11 protein-coding genes are annotated in these 17,108 nt (G+C 52.4%); 5 read left to right on the top strand and 6 right to left on the bottom strand.

Annotation, left to right across the window (positions count from 1 at the left end; all coding sequences use genetic code 11):
* Positions 1-88: 88 nt before the first annotated feature.
* From EKM84_RS11330 to EKM84_RS11320, 3 genes are all read left to right on the top strand, one after another.
* Positions 89-571, top strand: a complete 483-nt coding sequence (locus EKM84_RS11330) for a flavodoxin (protein WP_125765864.1) — start codon at positions 89-91, stop codon at positions 569-571.
* Between the two features lie 77 nt (positions 572-648).
* Positions 649-3,180, top strand: coding sequence for a M1 family metallopeptidase (locus tag EKM84_RS11325; RefSeq protein ID WP_125765863.1), 2,532 nt, complete (start codon positions 649-651; stop codon positions 3,178-3,180).
* 294 nt (positions 3,181-3,474) lie between these two features.
* A complete protein-coding gene (locus EKM84_RS11320) occupies positions 3,475-4,551 on the top strand; it encodes a hypothetical protein (RefSeq protein ID WP_125765862.1) in 1,077 nt (358 codons plus the stop codon).
* Between the two features lie 188 nt (positions 4,552-4,739).
* Here EKM84_RS11320 and EKM84_RS11315 read toward each other — a convergent pair whose 3' ends face one another.
* From EKM84_RS11315 to EKM84_RS11300, 4 genes are all read right to left on the bottom strand, one after another.
* Positions 4,740-6,143, bottom strand: coding sequence for a C69 family dipeptidase (locus EKM84_RS11315; protein WP_125765861.1), 1,404 nt, complete (start codon positions 6,141-6,143; stop codon positions 4,740-4,742).
* Between the two features lie 40 nt (positions 6,144-6,183).
* Positions 6,184-6,987 carry an ion transporter gene (locus tag EKM84_RS11310; RefSeq protein ID WP_225418192.1) on the bottom strand — a complete coding sequence of 268 codons (804 nt, stop codon included), beginning with the start codon at positions 6,985-6,987 and terminating at the stop codon, positions 6,184-6,186.
* A 205-nt stretch (positions 6,988-7,192) separates the two neighbouring features.
* The gene (locus EKM84_RS11305) at positions 7,193-8,560 is read right to left on the bottom strand and encodes a dihydrolipoyl dehydrogenase family protein (protein ID WP_125765859.1); all 1,368 of its coding nucleotides are present in this window, start codon (positions 8,558-8,560) and stop codon (positions 7,193-7,195) included.
* 59 nt (positions 8,561-8,619) lie between these two features.
* On the bottom strand, positions 8,620-9,057 hold the full coding sequence (locus tag EKM84_RS11300) for a MarR family winged helix-turn-helix transcriptional regulator (protein WP_125765858.1): 438 nt from the start codon (positions 9,055-9,057) through the stop codon (positions 8,620-8,622).
* Positions 9,058-9,419: 362 nt separating this feature from the next.
* On the opposite strand from EKM84_RS11300, the gene recQ reads away from it, so the two are divergent.
* Together recQ and EKM84_RS11290 are read left to right on the top strand one after the other, a co-directional pair.
* A complete protein-coding gene (gene recQ / locus EKM84_RS11295) occupies positions 9,420-11,222 on the top strand; it encodes a DNA helicase RecQ (protein ID WP_125765857.1) in 1,803 nt (600 codons plus the stop codon).
* Between the two features lie 157 nt (positions 11,223-11,379).
* Positions 11,380-13,623, top strand: a complete 2,244-nt coding sequence (locus EKM84_RS11290) for an ATP-binding cassette domain-containing protein (RefSeq protein WP_125765856.1) — start codon at positions 11,380-11,382, stop codon at positions 13,621-13,623.
* A gap of 195 nt (positions 13,624-13,818) precedes the next feature.
* Here EKM84_RS11290 and arfA read toward each other — a convergent pair whose 3' ends face one another.
* Together arfA and EKM84_RS11280 are read right to left on the bottom strand one after the other, a co-directional pair.
* Positions 13,819-15,309, bottom strand: a complete 1,491-nt coding sequence (gene arfA / locus EKM84_RS11285; RefSeq protein ID WP_125765855.1) for an arabinosylfuranosidase ArfA — start codon at positions 15,307-15,309, stop codon at positions 13,819-13,821.
* 511 nt (positions 15,310-15,820) lie between these two features.
* Complete coding sequence (locus EKM84_RS11280; RefSeq protein WP_125765854.1) at positions 15,821-17,101, bottom strand: oligosaccharide MFS transporter; 1,281 nt, start codon at positions 17,099-17,101, stop codon at positions 15,821-15,823.
* Between the last annotated feature and the right edge of the window lie 7 nt (positions 17,102-17,108).

The following is a 17,108-nucleotide window of genomic DNA, read 5'->3' as shown; positions in this document are numbered from 1 at the left end:
ACACAATCCCCAATCGGATTGTGTTTTTTTGCCAAGAAATGGTCGTATAATAAAGACAGAGAGAAATCCAACCACAGGAGGATTTTACATGTCAAAACAAGTGATTATCTACTTTTCTAATACTGGACACACCGCTGCCGTGGCCCAAAAGATTGCGGCCGTGACGGGTGCGCAGCTCATTCAACTGCAGGCCGAACAACCCTATACGGCGGCCGACCTCGATTACAAGAACCCGACCAGTCGGACCTCGCTGGAGACCCATGATGAGACGTCGCGGCCAGCCATCGTGGTGCCGGACAAGACGCTGATTGCCAACGCCGACACGATTTACCTGGGCTCGCCCATCTGGTGGGGGCAGGTGCCCCACGTCATCAACACCTTGCTGGAGACCGGCTTCTTCCGCTGCAAGGACGTCCGGCAGTTCTGCACCTCTGGCGAGACACCTATCGCCAAGTCGACGGCCAAGCTGACCACGGACTATCCCGCCATCAATTGGGGACCCAGCCAGCGTTTCACCAGTGCCATCACCGGCACGGCGGTCGAGGACTGGATCAAACGGGGGAATCGGTAATCTCGTCGCGTGATTCGTGGCGCCCCGCAAACAATTGTCGTATAATGGGTTTATTCTAAGAATTTAAGGAGAAAACTATGGCAGAATCCACACATTTTTATGCACTGTTTCAACCCACGCATTACAACGTTTACCTTGATATCAACCGTGCGACCAAGCTGATCTCTGGGACGTCCACCATTACCGGTGACGCCAAAGAGACGAGCATCGCCATTCACCAGAAATACATGACCATCAGCGCCGTTAAAGCCGATGGTAAGGACGTGCCATTTACCTTTGATGACGAATCCGAAGGCATCCACATCGACTTGGGCAAGACCGGCGAGACCACGGTGGCCATTGACTTCACCGCACCATTGACCGACAGCATGATGGGCATTTACCCATCCTACTACGAGTTGAATGGGGAGAAGAAGCAATTGATCGGGACGCAGTTTGAAACGACCGCTGCCCGCCAAGCCTTCCCGTGTGTCGACGAACCCGAAGCGAAGGCCACGTTTGACCTGGCTATCAAGTTTGACGAACACGATGGCGAAACCATCATCAGCAACATGCCCGAAGTTAAGACGGTTGACGGTGTTCACTATTTTGACACCACGGTCCGCATGTCTTCTTACCTGATTGCCTTTGCTTTCGGGGACATGCAGAGCAAGCTGACGACCACCAAGAGTGGCGTCAAGGTCGGTGTTTTTGCCACCAAGGCGCATCAAGCAAAGGAACTCGACTTTGCCTTAGACATTGCCAAGCGCTCGATTGAATTCTACGAAGACTTCTACCAAACGCCATACCCACTGCCACATTCCTGGCAACTGGCCTTACCCGACTTCTCAGCCGGCGCCATGGAGAACTGGGGCCTGGTCACGTACCGGGAAGCCTACTTACTGTTAGATCCCGACAACACCTCATTTGAAACCAAGCAACGCGTGGCCACGGTTATCGCCCACGAATTGGCGCACCAATGGTTCGGTGACCTGGTAACCATGAAGTGGTGGGATGACCTCTGGTTGAACGAAAGTTTTGCCAACATGATGGAATACGTGGCCGTCAACGCCATCGAACCCGACTGGCACATCTGGGAATCCTTCCAAACGGGTGAAGCCCCAATGGCGCTCCAACGGGATGCCACGGACGGTGTCCAATCCGTTCACGTGCAGGTTGAAGACCCCGCCGAAATCGACGCGCTGTTTGACAGTGCCATCGTCTACGCCAAGGGTGCCCGGATGCTGGTCATGGTTCGCGCCTTGATCGGTGACGACGCCTTACGTGCCGGCTTGAAGAACTACTTTGCGACGCACCACTACGGCAACGCTACCGGGGCTGACCTCTGGGCCGCTCTGGGGGCCGCTTCCGGCATGGACGTTGGTGCCATCATGACTTCTTGGCTCGAACAACCCGGTTACCCCGTTGTTTCCGCCGCAGTGGTCGATGGCAAATTGACCATTCACCAACAACAATTCTTCGTGGGTGAGGGCAAGGACGCCGGCCGTCAATGGCAAGTGCCATTGAACAGCAACTACGACGCTGCCCCAGCCATTTTCGCCGACACCGATGCCACGTTAGGCGATTACGCGGCGTTGCGTCAGGCCAGCGGCGAACCCTTCCGTTTGAACGTCGGGAACAACTCCCACTTCATCGTGAAGTACGACGCGACCTTGTTGCAAGACATCCTGGACAACTTAGAGTCCCTGGACGCCATCACGCAGTTACAATTGCTGCAAGACCTGCGTTTGCTCGCGGAAGGTCGGCAAATTTCTTACGCGGACATCGTGCCATTACTGCCACGGTTCGCTAAGAGCCACTCCGCTGTGGTCAACGACGTGCTGTACGGCGTTGCCAACAACCTGCGGAAGTTCGTGACCCCTGGTTCGACCGAAGAAGCTCAGTTACGGGCCTTATTTGGCAAATTGAGTGCGCCACAGGCTGACCGGTTAGGGTGGTTACCACAAGCTGGTGAATCCAACGACGACCAATTGACGCGGCCAACGATTTTAAACGCTGCGCTGTACGCCAAGGAACCAGCTACGTTACAGGCCGCTCACGCCATCTTTACGGCGAACCAGGACAAGTTGGCTAGCTTGCCAGCTGCCGTGCGGGTCTACATTTTGGCGAACGAGGTGGAAAACTTCGGGAACGCCGACCTGTTTACTCAATTGTTGAACGACTACCGGAAGTCCAGCGACGCCAGCTACAAGGCCGACATCGCTGCGGCCTTGCCAACCACGCCGGACGCCGACTTGATCAAGCAATTGATCGACGCGTTCGAAGATGCCGACACCATCAAGCCACAAGACTTACGGGCTTGGTACCGTGGCGTGTTAGCCCACAAGGGGCAACAGGCGGCATGGGATTGGTTACGGAACGACTGGCAATGGCTTGAAGACACGGTCGGTGGCGACATGGAATTCACCACCTACATCACCGTGACGACGGGTGTCTTCCACACGCCAGAACGGTTGGCTGAGTTCAAGGCCTTCTTCGAACCTAAGATCAACACCCCAGGCTTAACCCGGGAAATTAAGATGGATACCAAGGTCATCGAGAGTCGCGTTGACCTGGTCGAAGCCGAAAAGGACGCCGTGAACGCTGCGGTTGCCAAGACGGTAAAGTAACCTTTTAAGTGAATGAAACGGAAGCCCTCATCAGTAATGGTGGGGGCTTTTTTCTGTGGCCGTCGAAGGTGAAACGGGCTTATGGTATACTACATTAAGTTATTGATAGTCTCGATTAAGTTGAGAGAAAATGCATAAGAAGATTGTGTCCAAATCAGGCTAGTTTGCGTGACCAGAGGTGGAAGACCGCCCCTCAGTCTGGAACCGGTCCCCACAGCAGGGAACGGTGAATCCACCGCCGGGAACGACATAACTAGTTTGATTTGCACAACAATTGTGGAAGAAGGACGTGGCGTGAGAGAACTCGTCGATTATTTTCAATCTATTCGGATCCGGGGGATGGGCTGGCTGTTGCTGGTCTGCTTGTATTTATTTGCGAACCAACCGATGCTAATTTTGGTGTACATCTACCTGGCCGCGATGATGATTCTGCGGACCTGGTTGGCGCAGTTCCCTCGATTAGCTAAATGGGGACTGACGGTGGCTTACGGTCTCTTAATGGTATTGCAGATTATCTTCGTTTCGGTCGTGGTCTTTCCGGACCGTGGCTGGTCAATCGTGTACTTCCCTGAAAAAATCATCGGGGTCATCATTGTGTTGTTACCGCTGTGGGTCGAACGTTTCGTGACGACCAACAATCAGGTGGCTTTTTACCTGCCAACGGTCGAAGAGGCCGCCACGGTCAGCTTCGATGAGTTGCGGCAGAGTGCGGACAAATTGAGCGACCTGATGAACGATGCGACGGCCGCCAAGGACAAGGTGTCCGTTGACCACTTGAAGACGATACTGGCGGACCTGCCGCGTCACAGTTCCGTGCGGTACATCAACCATGGGACACTGACGGACGATTATTTTGCGGCGGCCACTGCGACGCTAGCAGATGAGCATTTGTACCTGGCCGTGTCCAATACCGGGAGTGCCGCCAGTGAAATGATCTCGGTGGTCACGCGCAAACAGTTCAATCACGTGTCACTGGCCTTTGACCGCGACCTGGCCACGATTATTTCGTACAATGGTGGGGACAACGTCTATCCGCCGGGGATGAACGCGGAAACGCTGGAGTTTTTCCACCAGAAGCAGGGCGCGTCGCTCTTGGTCTACAGTTTGCCGGTGACGCGGGAACAGAAGCAGTTCGTGATTGACAAGATTGCGGAAATCAACCGGGAAGGCAGTGCCTACAACATGGTGGGCCTGGTTTCCAAGCACTCGGCGAAGCCCAACATCCTCTTCTGTTCGCAGTTCGTCTACAAGATGCTCAAGCTGGCGGGTGTCGCCTACTTCGATAAGCGAGATGGCGAGGTCAAACCCACGGACTTTATCGAACAAGATTACTATAAGAAATTGGCGTTTGCGTATGAGTTGAAATTCTAACTGACACCAGCGCCTAAGTAAAAAAGGGACAGAATCGTTTTTGCCTGCAATGGCTCGCGGGTTAAAACGATTCTGTCCCTTTTTTGCGGGTGTTCGCTAGTTATTTCGGTAGGGGCCAGGTATACTTGCAAGAATCGATTGAAATAGAGAAAGAGCCTGGAAAATTTCCAGACTCTCAATCAACGCAATTAGTCGTTTAAGTTGTAACGTAACTTCATGTGTTCGGAACCAAAGGTCACCATGTCGCCCAATAACTTGGTTTGACGGGTGAATGATTCGTTGGACAATTTTTCGTTAGCGTCTTTCAAAATCTTGACGTCGGCTCCGTTAACGATTGCGGCATCCGTATCGTTTTGAATCTTACGGTAGGCACCCATGGCGTCTAAGGCAAAGGTGTTCCGGAAGTCTTCGTACAGGTCGAAGTCCGTGTCACCTAAGAGGGCCGTGGTGCAGCTCAACCAGTACATGTGGTTCATGTTGAAGGTGCCATCAGCGTCCTTGTAGGCAGCTGGGGTGTCGTCAACGTTGGCGTAGAAAGGTACGACCGTGTTGAATGTGTTAGCACCAAAGGCTAACCAGTGAATCCCGGCAATGCTGTCAGGCACGTTGTTCCGAATCTGCAGGATGTGGACGTCGTGGTTCCGGTTGATTCCGATTGGGCGGAACTTCGTCTTGTCACTTTCAGAGCCGTCGCCGTAAACATCATATTTGGTGTTTTGGAAATGAGAGCTCAGAACGTACTTGACGTCTTCAATAGAGATCTTCCGGTTGGCGTGGCAAATGAATGGCAGGTCTTGACCTTGGGGATCCTGTTCAACGTCTGGGGTGAAGTACTTTTGACCGAACCAAGCACGGGGGTTGTTGTAAACCGTGTCCTTGTCAGTCGCACTCCCAAAGATGTGACGGAGGTTAACGCCATCGAAGTCGGGGTTCAAGTTGTAAGTGGCAATCATGTCAGCCAGGTCGTCTGAAGCCAGCGTGTCATCGGCGTTGAAATCAAAGTCGTCAATGTTCATCCGGTTAGGGGCAACCACGTAGGCGTCATCTGGAATCCGCTTAGCAGCCCAGTGATGACCACCGATGGTCTCTAACCACCAAATTTCGTTGTTATCGGAGAAGGCGATACCGTTGGGTTCGTAGGTCCCAAATTCCTTCAGGAGGGCACCCAAACGTTTAACCCCTTCCTTGGCACTGTGGATATATGGCAGAACTAAGGTGACCAGGTCTTCTTCACCGATCCCGCCGGCAACGTAAGGGTCGATACCCAAGACGCGGGAGTTCGTGGTGATGGTTTCAGTGGCTGACATGGCAACGTTATCGCTGTTGATGCCGGCTGCTGGCCAGATACCGTTGGTCAGAATTGAGTTAGGAATTGACGTGTAACGTAAGGGGTTATCGGGCAGCTTGATTTGCACACCACTGATAACGGCTTGGTAATCCCGGGGTTGGTCGGCGGGGTTAACCACGACAAATTTTTCAGGATCGAGGGCTTCGTGACCATCGTCGTTTCGTGAAATGATGGTTGAGCCGTCGATTGAGGCCTTTTTCCCAACTAAAATAGTGGTACATGAACCTTTAATTCGTTTTTCCATAAATGCAGCACTCCTTTTAACCCATATTATATCATTGTCGTCAGGGTGAAGAGAAGTGGTTCGGCAATTCCGACCGGCTATTTTTCAGCTGTTCGCGGGTGGTCGGCGGCGGTGTCGTCATCCTTGGGCGTTGCGCACGTAAGAGGTCTTTGAGCTCCTGGTTTTGTTGCTCGATGGTGGCTAGGCGTTTGGCAACCTGTTGATACTCGGAGTCACGCCCGCGGTTGGCAAAATAGGTGGTGATCGTACTGGTCAATGCCCCGATAAAGCCAATGCCCACTAGCATCAATAGGGTGGCCGCACATTTGCCGACGACCGTGTGCGGGGCCACGTCACCATAGCCGACCGTGGTCGTAGTCGCAATTGCCCACCAGAGGGCCTCACCCCAGGAAACGTGCTCGGCGTAGGAATACAGGGTGGCCGCCAGAATCAGAATGGCAGTACAGGCCCAGAGGAGGTAGACGAAGCCGTTCGTCTTTAGGAAGCCCTTTAGGATATGACGGAGCTTGCCGATGAAACCCACGAGCCGGACGAAACGAAAGAGCCGGACCAGTCGAAAGAGTCGCGTGATCCGGGCCAGCCGAAAGAAGCTGAAGATGGTACTGAGGGGGATGATGGCCAGGAGGTCAAAGATGTTGTGGCGGAAGAAAACCCATTTATGGGGCGCCCGCCACAGCCGAACGAGATAATCCAGCGTAAAGAAGGCCAGGATTCCGTCATCCAGCAGGGACCACGGCCAGCGGGTGATGCCAATGACCCCGGAGAAATCAAAGACAGCCAGACCAATCGAAATCAAGGCCAGGCCCACGACGATTAAGTTGTAGAATTTTTTAACGGTCGTCAATGTCATCACTCCCCACAGTCATTTGTCCCTAGTATTAAGGTTAGTATGACACGTTTAGCCGAATAATGAGTGTGGGGGTGACTGGTATTGACGGTGGGCTTACTTGGCACACGTTTCGGCCAGATTGTAGGCATGGATCAGTAGGACGACAAAAAGAGCCTAGGACAGGTCCTAGGCGCAAACGTGATACATAGATTTAAAAAGATTAGGCCGTAGCGGCAACCCGTGCAGGCATCATGGCTGGTAAGAGCGCATCGATCATGCCCTGAGTGGCCGTTGGAAAGGCGAAAATCATTTTGCTAAGATCCGGCGCGGTCAGTCGTTGGTCAATGATCAGGGCCAAGACGTTGACGATGTCTGGGGCGTTCATGCCATAGACCGAAACACCCACCAATTGGTTAGCGCTATTAAGTACAGCTGTCAGTTCGCCATCGGTTTCGTTCTGATAGGCGAAGGCAAAGAATTTGCTGTAGGGGATGGTCTGAACGTGATAACGTTCCGGATTAATAGCCACATCTTCAGTGGTCACGCCGATTTGAGCCAACCGTGGCAGCGTGAAGAGCACGTTGGGGATGGCGGGGTAAACGATGGGGTCCGAATTACCTAAAATTTGACCGGCGATGTAATTGGATTCGAAGACCGCCGTGGCCGTAATCTTGGGTTGGTCCTTGTCTAGGACGTCGCCGCTGGCGTAAATATTGTCGCCGTTCGCTCGCAAGTGGGCATCGACTTCGATGCCGCGTGCGCTGGAGTAGATGCCGGCGTTTTCCAAGCCCAGCCGAGTGACATTGGCTTCCCACCCGGTGGCGTCGATCACGTACTGGGTGTCGATGCTCTTGCCGCTAGCCGTGGTGACCCGGTAGCCATCGGTGGTGACGTCAACGGATAAGGCCGATTCATTGAAGTAGCAGGTGGCACCGGCCTCTTCTAAGTGGGCCACTAACTTATCAACGTGCACAGCATTAAAGCCGCGAGCAGCCCGGTCGCCGTGTTCAATGAGGGTGACCTGACTCCCGAGAGCCAGTGCTAAAGAAGCCAATTCTAGCGAGAGGTTCCCGGCACCAATAAGGGTGAGATGACTAGGTAACTTCGGAAGACTGAGGAATTCTCGACTGTCATGCAGAAATTCATTGCCCACGATGGCGAGGCGTTTAGGTTTTTGCCCAGTGCCAATCACAATGTTGTCGGCCTTGATGATTGCCTTACCAACTTGGATGAGGTGGTTGCCCATCAGGATACCCCGACCATTGATGACGTCGATGCCCAGCTTGGTGAAAAGGGCGGTCATCTGGTCTGGAAGGGAATCAATCACCTGGTGTTTGTACGCCATGAACTGTTCCCAGTTGACGTTGGTCGTGCTCTGAACCCCGACGTTAGCGGATTGGTGAAGTTTAGCAATCAGTTCTGAAGGTCCATCCAATAAAATTTTGGCATCACAGCCATAGTTGGTGCAGGTACCGGCAACCAAATCCTTTTCGATAATAACGACGGATTTTCCGGCTTGTTTCAAGGTGACAGCGGCGTGCCAATTGGCGTGACCGCTACCGATAAACGCGACATCATAGCGTGACATTGACTAAATAACCTCTTTCTATTTTTGGTCGTGAACGATTAGTTTGGGGGCAAAGAACGCTAATTTAGCAGTCTTTGCAGTTTCTCGATGAGTGCATGGTTCATCTGTAACGCGGCATTGTACTGAGCGGGTTCAATGTTTTGGGCATCCACACAGATTCGAATCGCGTCAAAGATGGCTGGCTTAGATGTTCGCCCGTGTTCCGTCAGGCTGATGATCAACTGACGCCGGTCATCGACCTGGGGGGTTCGCGTGAGCCAGCCGTTGTATTCCATCCGCCTAAGCAGTGGGGTCAGCGTATTGCTGCCAAAATCTAGGCGGTCACCTAGATCATGCAGGGGCTGCCGATCATTTTCCCACAGACTCAATAGAACGAGATACTGGGGATACGTCAGGGAAAACGGCTGAAGCGCTTGTTGATAGAGTTTAACCAGCAAGCGGCTAGCGTGGTAAGTTGAGAAACAAAGTTGATTGGCTAGAGTTAAGTCATCCTGCACAGTATCCTCGCCTCCAATTAAGTTGTGTACGATATACTATACTATAAGCACATTTGTCTCACCTGTCAACTATCTTCGGGCTAGATTGTGAAAATTACGAGATAATTAAGACCGTTGTAACCGCCACCGAATCGCGGCTAAATAGGATTGTGGGATAAATGAAAAAATATTGAATAAATTTTTCCACTAAAAGGCTAACTTGCACTATTTACGTAAAATGGCTAAAAACGGGCTAACCCGCTAGGTGGACCGAAGTTTGGTTCTGTCAGTCTAACGACCAGGGGAGTATTGCGGGCGAACCTAGCGTATAATGGAGCCTAGAGTTAATTCGTAGAAATTAGAAACAAGCATAAGGAGTAGACATGATGGAGTTAGCGGCAGCACAAAAGGTTTTAAAAACAGTCTTCGGCTACGATGAGTTCCGGCCGGGGCAAAAGGCCGTCATCGAACACGTGATGGCTGGCGATAATAGTTTGGCCATCATGCCGACCGGGGGTGGGAAGTCTCTGTGTTATCAAATCCCCGCCATGTTGTTTGATGGCATTACCGTGGTCGTGTCCCCCCTGATTTCTTTAATGAAGGATCAGGTCGATGCGTTAAACGATAGCGGAATCCCCGCCACGTTTATTAACAGTTCGTTGGACTGGCCCGATATTCAAGAACGTTTGAACGCCCTACACAACGGCGTCTTTAAATTACTCTACATTGCCCCCGAACGGTTGGATTCGGCGGCGTTTATTCAGGCGCTGTCAAGTTTGCCAATTGATCTGCTAGCGGTCGATGAGGCCCACTGTATTTCCCAATGGGGGCATGACTTCCGGCCCAGCTACCTGGCGTTGAGCACGGCGATTGAACAATTGCCAACGCATCCCCAGGTCTTAGCCCTGACGGCCACAGCCACGGAACAGGTAGCCACCGACATTCGTCAACAACTGCGCATCGATGCGGCTAATGAGGTCAACACCGGGTTTGCCCGGGACAATTTGAATTTGACCGTGGTCAAGGATCAGGATACGGACCGGTACATTTTAGACTACTTAAAGGTCAACCAGGGTGAGGCCGGTATCATTTACGCCAGTACCCGAAAGGAAGTCGACCGGGTCACCAAGCTCTTACAACGTCACCACATTGACGTGGCTCCATACCATGCGGGGCTGGACGAAGATGTGCGGCGGCAGAATCAGGAAGACTTTCTCTATGATCGGGTCCAGGTGATGGTCGCCACCAATGCCTTTGGGATGGGTATCGACAAGAGTAACGTGCGGTTCGTGATTCATGCGCAGGTGCCAGGAACTCTTGAAGCCTACTACCAAGAAGCCGGTCGGGCCGGTCGGGATGGGTTGCCCAGTGAAGCCATTTTGCTCTACCGGGCCTCGGACCTCCAGATTCAACGGTTCTTTATTGATCAATCCGAAATGGACGAGGAGCACCGCCAACGCTCGTATCGCAAGCTCCAGGTAATGAACCGCTACGCCAACACGCAGGGATGCCTGCAGCAGTTTATTCTGCATTACTTTGGGGAAGAGTCCGAACCCTGTGGGCGCTGCAGCAACTGTCTCGATGACCGCGAAGCCCAAGACGTCACCACGGATGCCCAGAAAATTCTGTCCTGCGTTATTCGGTTACGGTCACGCTACGGCAAGGCCGTGGTGGCACAGGTACTGACCGGCGCGCACAATCAGCGGGTTCGCGAGAATCATTTAGACGAAGTCACCACCTACGGCATCATGCAGGGGCAACGACAAAAGGCCGTTGGGGAGCTGATTGACTTTCTGACGGCGGCCGGCTACCTGGCAAGCGTTGGGGGCCAGTACCCCACGTTAAAGGTGACGGCCGAGGGTGGTGCCGTCTTGAAGGGCGACGAACAGGTCTTCCGGAAGATGGCCCGGCAGGTCAAACGCCTGGCCCCAGAGGACGATGAACTCTTTGGTCAACTGCGCGCCTTACGTCGTGAATTGGCCGAAGCCATTGGCAAGCCACCATTTGTCATTTTCTCGGATAAGACGCTCCACGCCATCTGTGAAGCCCTGCCGACCGATGACCAGAGCTTCCTCGACGTTAAGGGTGTCGGTCAGAGCAAGCTGGATAAGTACGGCGAAGAGTTCATGGCAATCATTCGCGAATACGTGGCGACAGAACGAGCAAAATCATCAAAAGAAGCCTAATGCCTAAAGCCAAGCGGCCAACGATTAACGGGATTTTCCCGCCATCGTTGACCGTTTTTGGCGACATAAAAGAGCAAGACGTCTCGCTTTGTTCACGCTATCAACTATGGTAATCTAGAAGTCTGTCAGTTACTTAGTCAATCGACGGGAGGTCGCCATGTCTAATCCAGACTTTATTGAAATTGTGAATGATCGGGAGAATAACTTGAAGAACGTGAGTCTCAAGATTCCCAAGAACAAACTAACCGTGTTTACCGGGGTATCCGGGTCGGGGAAGTCTTCCATCGTCTTCGACACCATTGCTCAGGAGGCAGGGCGGCAACTGAATAGTACATATGATAGTTTCACCCGGCTGTACCTGCCACACTATCACCGACCGGACGTGGATGAGGTGCATAATCTGTCGACGGCCATCGTGATCGACCAGAAGCCCTTGGGCGGCAATGCCCGCTCGACGTTGGGAACGGTCAGTGACATCAACGCGCTCTTGCGGATTCTCTTTTCACGGTTCGGTCGCCCCCAGTATGGGCACGCCAGTAACGCCTTTTCCTTCAATGATCCGGCGGGGATGTGTCCGGACTGTGAGGGAATTGGCAAGACCTACGTGTTGAATCGCGAGGCGGCCTTGGACGTTACGAAATCCCTGAACGAGGGGGCCATCCAGCTACCCGGGTACGGGGCAACTAGCTTTTACTTTCAAATGATTGCGAACAGCGGGTACTTCGACCTCGATAAGCCGGTTCAAGATTTCACCTCGGCCGAAATGGACCAGCTGATGAACGGTGAGAAGCCCTTAACGGTCGATTACCGGGGAGCACAGATGAACGTGACGTTTGAGGGCATCGAGCGTCTCTTCTATCGACAAAATCTAAAGACCAGCACGGGCATCAGCGAGGGTGCGCGCAAGAAAATTGAAAAGTTTGCGACCATGCAGACGTGCCCAACCTGTCATGGCCAACGTTACCGACCAGAGGTTTTAGCCGCCAAGGTCAATGGGTTTAATATTTTTGAGCTGACGGACCTTCAGTTGGACCAGTTGCTGATCACACTAGCGACGTTTACGGACGAGCGGATGCAGGGACTGATCACCAGCATTCGCGAGCGGGTTCAAAGCCTGGTCGACGTCGGCTTAGACTATCTCAGCCTGACACGAGAGACCACCACGTTATCCGGTGGGGAATCGCAGCGGGTGAAGACGGTCAAGTATTTGGCCAATAGTCTGACGAACCTGTTGTACATCCTTGATGAACCCAGCACGGGACTGCATCCCCGCGATGTTCACCGGCTCAATGACTTGCTCTGCCGCCTGCGAGATAACGGCAACACGGTGCTCGTGGTTGAACACGACCCGGACGTCATCAAGGTGGCCGATTACGTGGTCGACGTCGGACCGCACGCCGGGATTCATGGGGGTGAGATCACCTTCACCGGAACCTATCCGGAACTACTCAAGGCAGATACCCTGACCAGTCGTTTTTTGAGTCAAACGTTGCCAATTAATTCCAATCCACGGCAGCCAACGACCTTTCTGACCAGCCAACCCAGTCGCCGGCATAATCTAAAGGATGCCGTTTTGCGGGTACCGACCGGGCTATTTACCGTCGTGACCGGGGTGGCGGGCTCTGGGAAGAGTACGCTGGTCGAGCAGGCTTTTGCCCACGACCAGCCGGACGCCATTCAAATCGACCAGCGGCCGTTACACGCTAACAGTCGCTCCAATCCGGCGACCTACATCGGCGTGATGAATGATATTCGCAAACTGTTAGCCACAGCCAATGACGTGAGTGATAGTCTGTTCAGTTATAACTCCAAGGGTGCTTGTCCCCAGTGTGGTGGCAAGGGTGTTGTGGAACTGAACTTGTCATTTATGGAAAATGCGACGGTGACCTGTTCGCTGTGCCACGGCGGGCGCTTTGATCCGCAGGTGTTGACCTATACCTATCAGGGCAAGAACATCGTTGAAATTTTGGCCATGACGGTTGAGGAGGCGGTGACCTTCTTTGCCGGTACCAAAGTGGTGAATAAGTTGACCCACGTGACCAATGTCGGCCTGGATTACCTGGCACTTGGTCAGCCCCTGAACACCTTGTCCGGTGGGGAGGGTCAGCGGTTGAAGATTGCCAAGGAACTCAACAAGCGTGGGAATCTCTACATTTTGGATGAGCCGACTACCGGCCTGCATCCCTCAGACATTAAGGTGATGATTCAGATTATTAATCGCCTGGTGGATAAGGGCAATACGGTACTGGTTATTGAACACAACCTAGACATCATGCGCAGTGCGGACTGGTTGATTGATATCGGTCCGGACGGCGGGAACAAGGGTGGCGAGGTCCTGTACGAAGGTCCCGTTAGCGGCATCCACCAGGCTGAACGCTCGGTGACGGCTCAGTATTTGTAAGGATGAAAAGGGATCGACTTTCCGTTTCCGGCGGTGAATTCAAGCTGCTCTGCTGTGGGGCCGGTTCCAGCCGGAGAAGGTTCAGTAAGAACGCAAATATGTATCAAAAAAATAAAAGAAAACCAAAAGATTCGCGTCCGCGCAAAGTTGCGGATGCGAATCTTTTTTGCTAGTCGCTCATTTAATAAGACAGGTTTAGTTAGCAACCTGAATTCGGAACATGTTCCAGGAAAGGGGTTGGAGCGTGGTTTGCAAGGTGTTGTCGGTCAGGGTGACGTGGTCGTTAGGTTCGATGGCCATGACCTGATCTTCGTTGGTTTGTTTGATGTCGTAGCCGGCAAATTGGGTGGCCTCAATCACGGATTGCGCGGTGAATCCTCGCAGTTCAGTGCTAAAGTCCATAGCATCTTCACCCTTGTTTTCGGCAAAGACCATGACTTCGTGGTGTTCCGGATTGTAGACGGCTAGGCTGTCAAGGTACGGCACGTCGGTAAAGTCCTTACTGTCGTAGGCGTCCGCCGTTTGCTTAGGGGTGAGCGCGATACCGCGACCGTACTTGGATACCTGCATGAACGGGAAGAAGATGGACTGCAGCCAGATGCCGGTGTCATCGGTCATGATGGGCGCAATCACGTTGACCAATTGGGCCAGACAGGCAATTTTTACCCGGTCGGCATGCTTCAGCAGCGTGATCAACATGGTCCCGACCATTAGGGCATCCTCAAAATTGTAGTGGTCTTCCAACAAATGGGGCGCTTGTTGCCAAGGTGCGGTCTCATCATCTTGTTTGTGGGAGTGGTACCAAACGTTCCATTCGTCCAGAGCCAGATTGAGTGTCTTGTCGCTATGTTTACGGGCCTTGACGGCGTCACATACGGCAACGATGCCACTGATAAACTCATCGAAGTCGACGGATTTGGCCAAGAAATTGTGGAGGTCGTTTTCCTCATTATCGTAGTAACGGTGCAGGGAGAGGTATTGCACGTCGTCGTAGGTGTGGTCGAGGACGGTTTCTTCCCAGCTGCCAAATGTCGCCATTTCCCGGGTCGAACTTCCGCTGACGACTAGGTCTAGGTCGGGGTCAACCAGCCGCATGACCTTGGCCGTTTCGTGGGCCAATTTGCCATATTCTTCAGCGTCCTTGTGACCAATCTGCCAGTCGCCATCCATTTCGTTACCCAGGCACCAGGTCTTGATGTTGAAGGGTTCTTCGGCGCCGTTTTGTTTCCGCAGATCACTCCAGTAGGTGCCACCGGGGTAGTTACAGTATTCAACCAGGTTGCGGGCGGCGTCGATGCCACGGCTCCCCAGGTTAACGGCCATGTCGGGTCGCGTGCCGGTCTGTTTCGTCCAGTTCATGAATTCGTGAAGGCCAAACTGGTTGGTCTCAATACTCCGCCAAGCCAGATCCAACCGAGTTGGTCGTTGGTCTTTCGGCCCAATGCCATCTTCCCAGTTGTAGCCAGAAACAAAGTTCCCACCGGGGTATCGAATCAGGTCGATATTGAGGTCCTTAACGGCTTTGACCACATCCTGCCGAAAGCCATTGGCATCGGACAGGGGATTGTCCGGGTTATAAAGCCCATCGTAGACGCCGCGGCCCAGGTGCTCAATCAGAGCACTAAAGACACGGTCATCGATTTTAGAAATCTGATTGGTGGGGTCGACGATTAATTTTCCTTGCATGGAAGTTTTCCTCCTAATTAGGTATGTGTCAGTTATAGGTGAATAGGGTATGTGTTTACGCGTGATAGACGTCTACAGGAGTGCAGACGTCTATCACAGTTCTACAGAATGCCCGTTGATTAGTGATAAAGCGCGAATAGGGGCTACGCGGATGTAAGCCGCAGGACTGGTGAAAATGGACCACGTTGGTGGATGTTAGTGACCAGAGGCGGGCCAAAGTGACCAGCTGTGTCGATGGACTAAGTAGCGTGTTTTTCGCTACTTAGTCCATGGGACAACCTTTGAGACCGATCTTTGGCTCAAAGTTGAGGTGGGAGCCCGGTCCTCAGGCGGAAACCGGCCCCACAGCAGGGCACTTTGAGCTCGCCGGCGGGAACGGACAGCCCCGCGTCCCGGCCCATTTTAACCAGCCCGGAGGCGCAGACAACATCCGCGAAAACCCCAAAGAAAAGAGGGGCGGCCGCGATTGGCCTCCCCTCCATTTCAAATCTAATTACTTAAGCGTTGACGGTCATTCTTGACTAGTCGTCGCCGTTTCAGTTTTAGCGTCGTCAGGTGCTTCAACTTCACCAGCTTGGACAGGGTCTTCCTTCTTCAACATGAAGGCAGCGAACAAGGTAATGAAGAAGACAACGACACCCATGATAACGTAAGTGTGTTGGTAACCAATCTTGTCGTACATGCTCCCAGCAACCGTTGAGAAGATGAAGACGGAAATCTGTTTAGCGAAGTTCGACGCGAGGGCGTAAACCGTGGCGTACAAACGAATATCGAAGGCACCAGCGATGTACTTCATAATAGAAGTTAACAGCAATGGCATTTCCAGACCAGCCAACAGACGGAAGCCGACGATCCAAATCCAGTTAGGGGATAAAGCAGACCCTAAGATCCGGATACAAGTCAGGAACCCGTAGATGATCAACCCATTCCGAGAACCAATCTTGTTGATGATCCAAGGCATTGGGAACATTAAGCAGAATTCAATGGCCGTTTGGGCGGAACTCATGTAAGAGTAAACCAAGGTCCCTTGAGCAGCCGTGTCAAAGAAAGTCTTGAAGAAGATGATAAATTGTTGGTCAAAGACATCGAACAAGGCAGAAGCACCCATGTAGAAGATAGCCAAAACCCAAAGGTTCTTGATCTTGAACACGGAAAGAACCGTCTTCATGTCCAGAGAGTCGGAAGTATCACCGGCAGCGGAGGCATTGTCCATATCAACTTTGTCAGAGAAAATCAGTAAACCAGTTAAAATAATAGCAGCAATGGTACATGCCCAGAAGATTGAGTTTGGCTTCCAGAGGAATACCCGGCCGGCAACTAATGAAGCAACAACCCCGGCAACAGAACCCCCAACCCGAGAGTGGGCGTATTCGAAACCGTTGGCTAAACTAGCACGTTGAACGTATTGTTCAATAACGGAAACACCACCGTTTAAGATGAAACTGAGGAAAGTCCCAGTCACAATGGCAACTAATACCGTGTTAATGTGCAGCAGTGGCATGAAGGCCCATTGGAAGTAAGGCCCGATGAAGATCCCGACGATAGAAATCGTTAAGATCAAAGTCTTCTTGAAGAGTAACTTATCGGAAACAACCCCAAAGACTGGTTGGAAGATCAAGGAAATCCCGGCCATCATGGAGAAAATCATCCCGGATTCAGTCCCGTTTAAGTGAGCAACTTGTTCCAACCAAAGGGTTAAATACCCGTTGACAACAGCCCAGATAAAGAAGTAACTAAAGTGAGAGAATGGGAACCCCCAGAAATGTTTTGATTCAGTTTTTGCATTATCCATTTTTTAT

Origin of the sequence: Levilactobacillus mulengensis, assembly GCF_003946045.1 — a bacterium.
Lineage (GTDB): Bacteria > Bacillota > Bacilli > Lactobacillales > Lactobacillaceae > Levilactobacillus > Levilactobacillus mulengensis.
Note: the sequence above shows the minus strand (reverse complement) of the source record. Positions and strands in the feature narration are given on the sequence as shown.

Coding starts and splice junctions, on each gene's coding strand:
- EKM84_RS11330 (WP_125765864.1), top strand. CDS start 89: ATGTCAAAACAAGTGATTATCTACTTTTCTAATACTGGACACACCGCT.
- EKM84_RS11325 (WP_125765863.1), top strand. CDS start 649: ATGGCAGAATCCACACATTTTTATGCACTGTTTCAACCCACGCATTAC.
- EKM84_RS11315 (WP_125765861.1), bottom strand. CDS start 6,143: ATGGAAAAACGAATTAAAGGTTCATGTACCACTATTTTAGTTGGGAAA.
- EKM84_RS11305 (WP_125765859.1), bottom strand. CDS start 8,560: ATGTCACGCTATGATGTCGCGTTTATCGGTAGCGGTCACGCCAATTGG.
- recQ (WP_125765857.1), top strand. CDS start 9,420: ATGATGGAGTTAGCGGCAGCACAAAAGGTTTTAAAAACAGTCTTCGGC.
- EKM84_RS11290 (WP_125765856.1), top strand. CDS start 11,380: ATGTCTAATCCAGACTTTATTGAAATTGTGAATGATCGGGAGAATAAC.
- arfA (WP_125765855.1), bottom strand. CDS start 15,309: ATGCAAGGAAAATTAATCGTCGACCCCACCAATCAGATTTCTAAAATC.
- EKM84_RS11280 (WP_125765854.1), bottom strand. CDS start 17,101: ATGGATAATGCAAAAACTGAATCAAAACATTTCTGGGGGTTCCCATTC.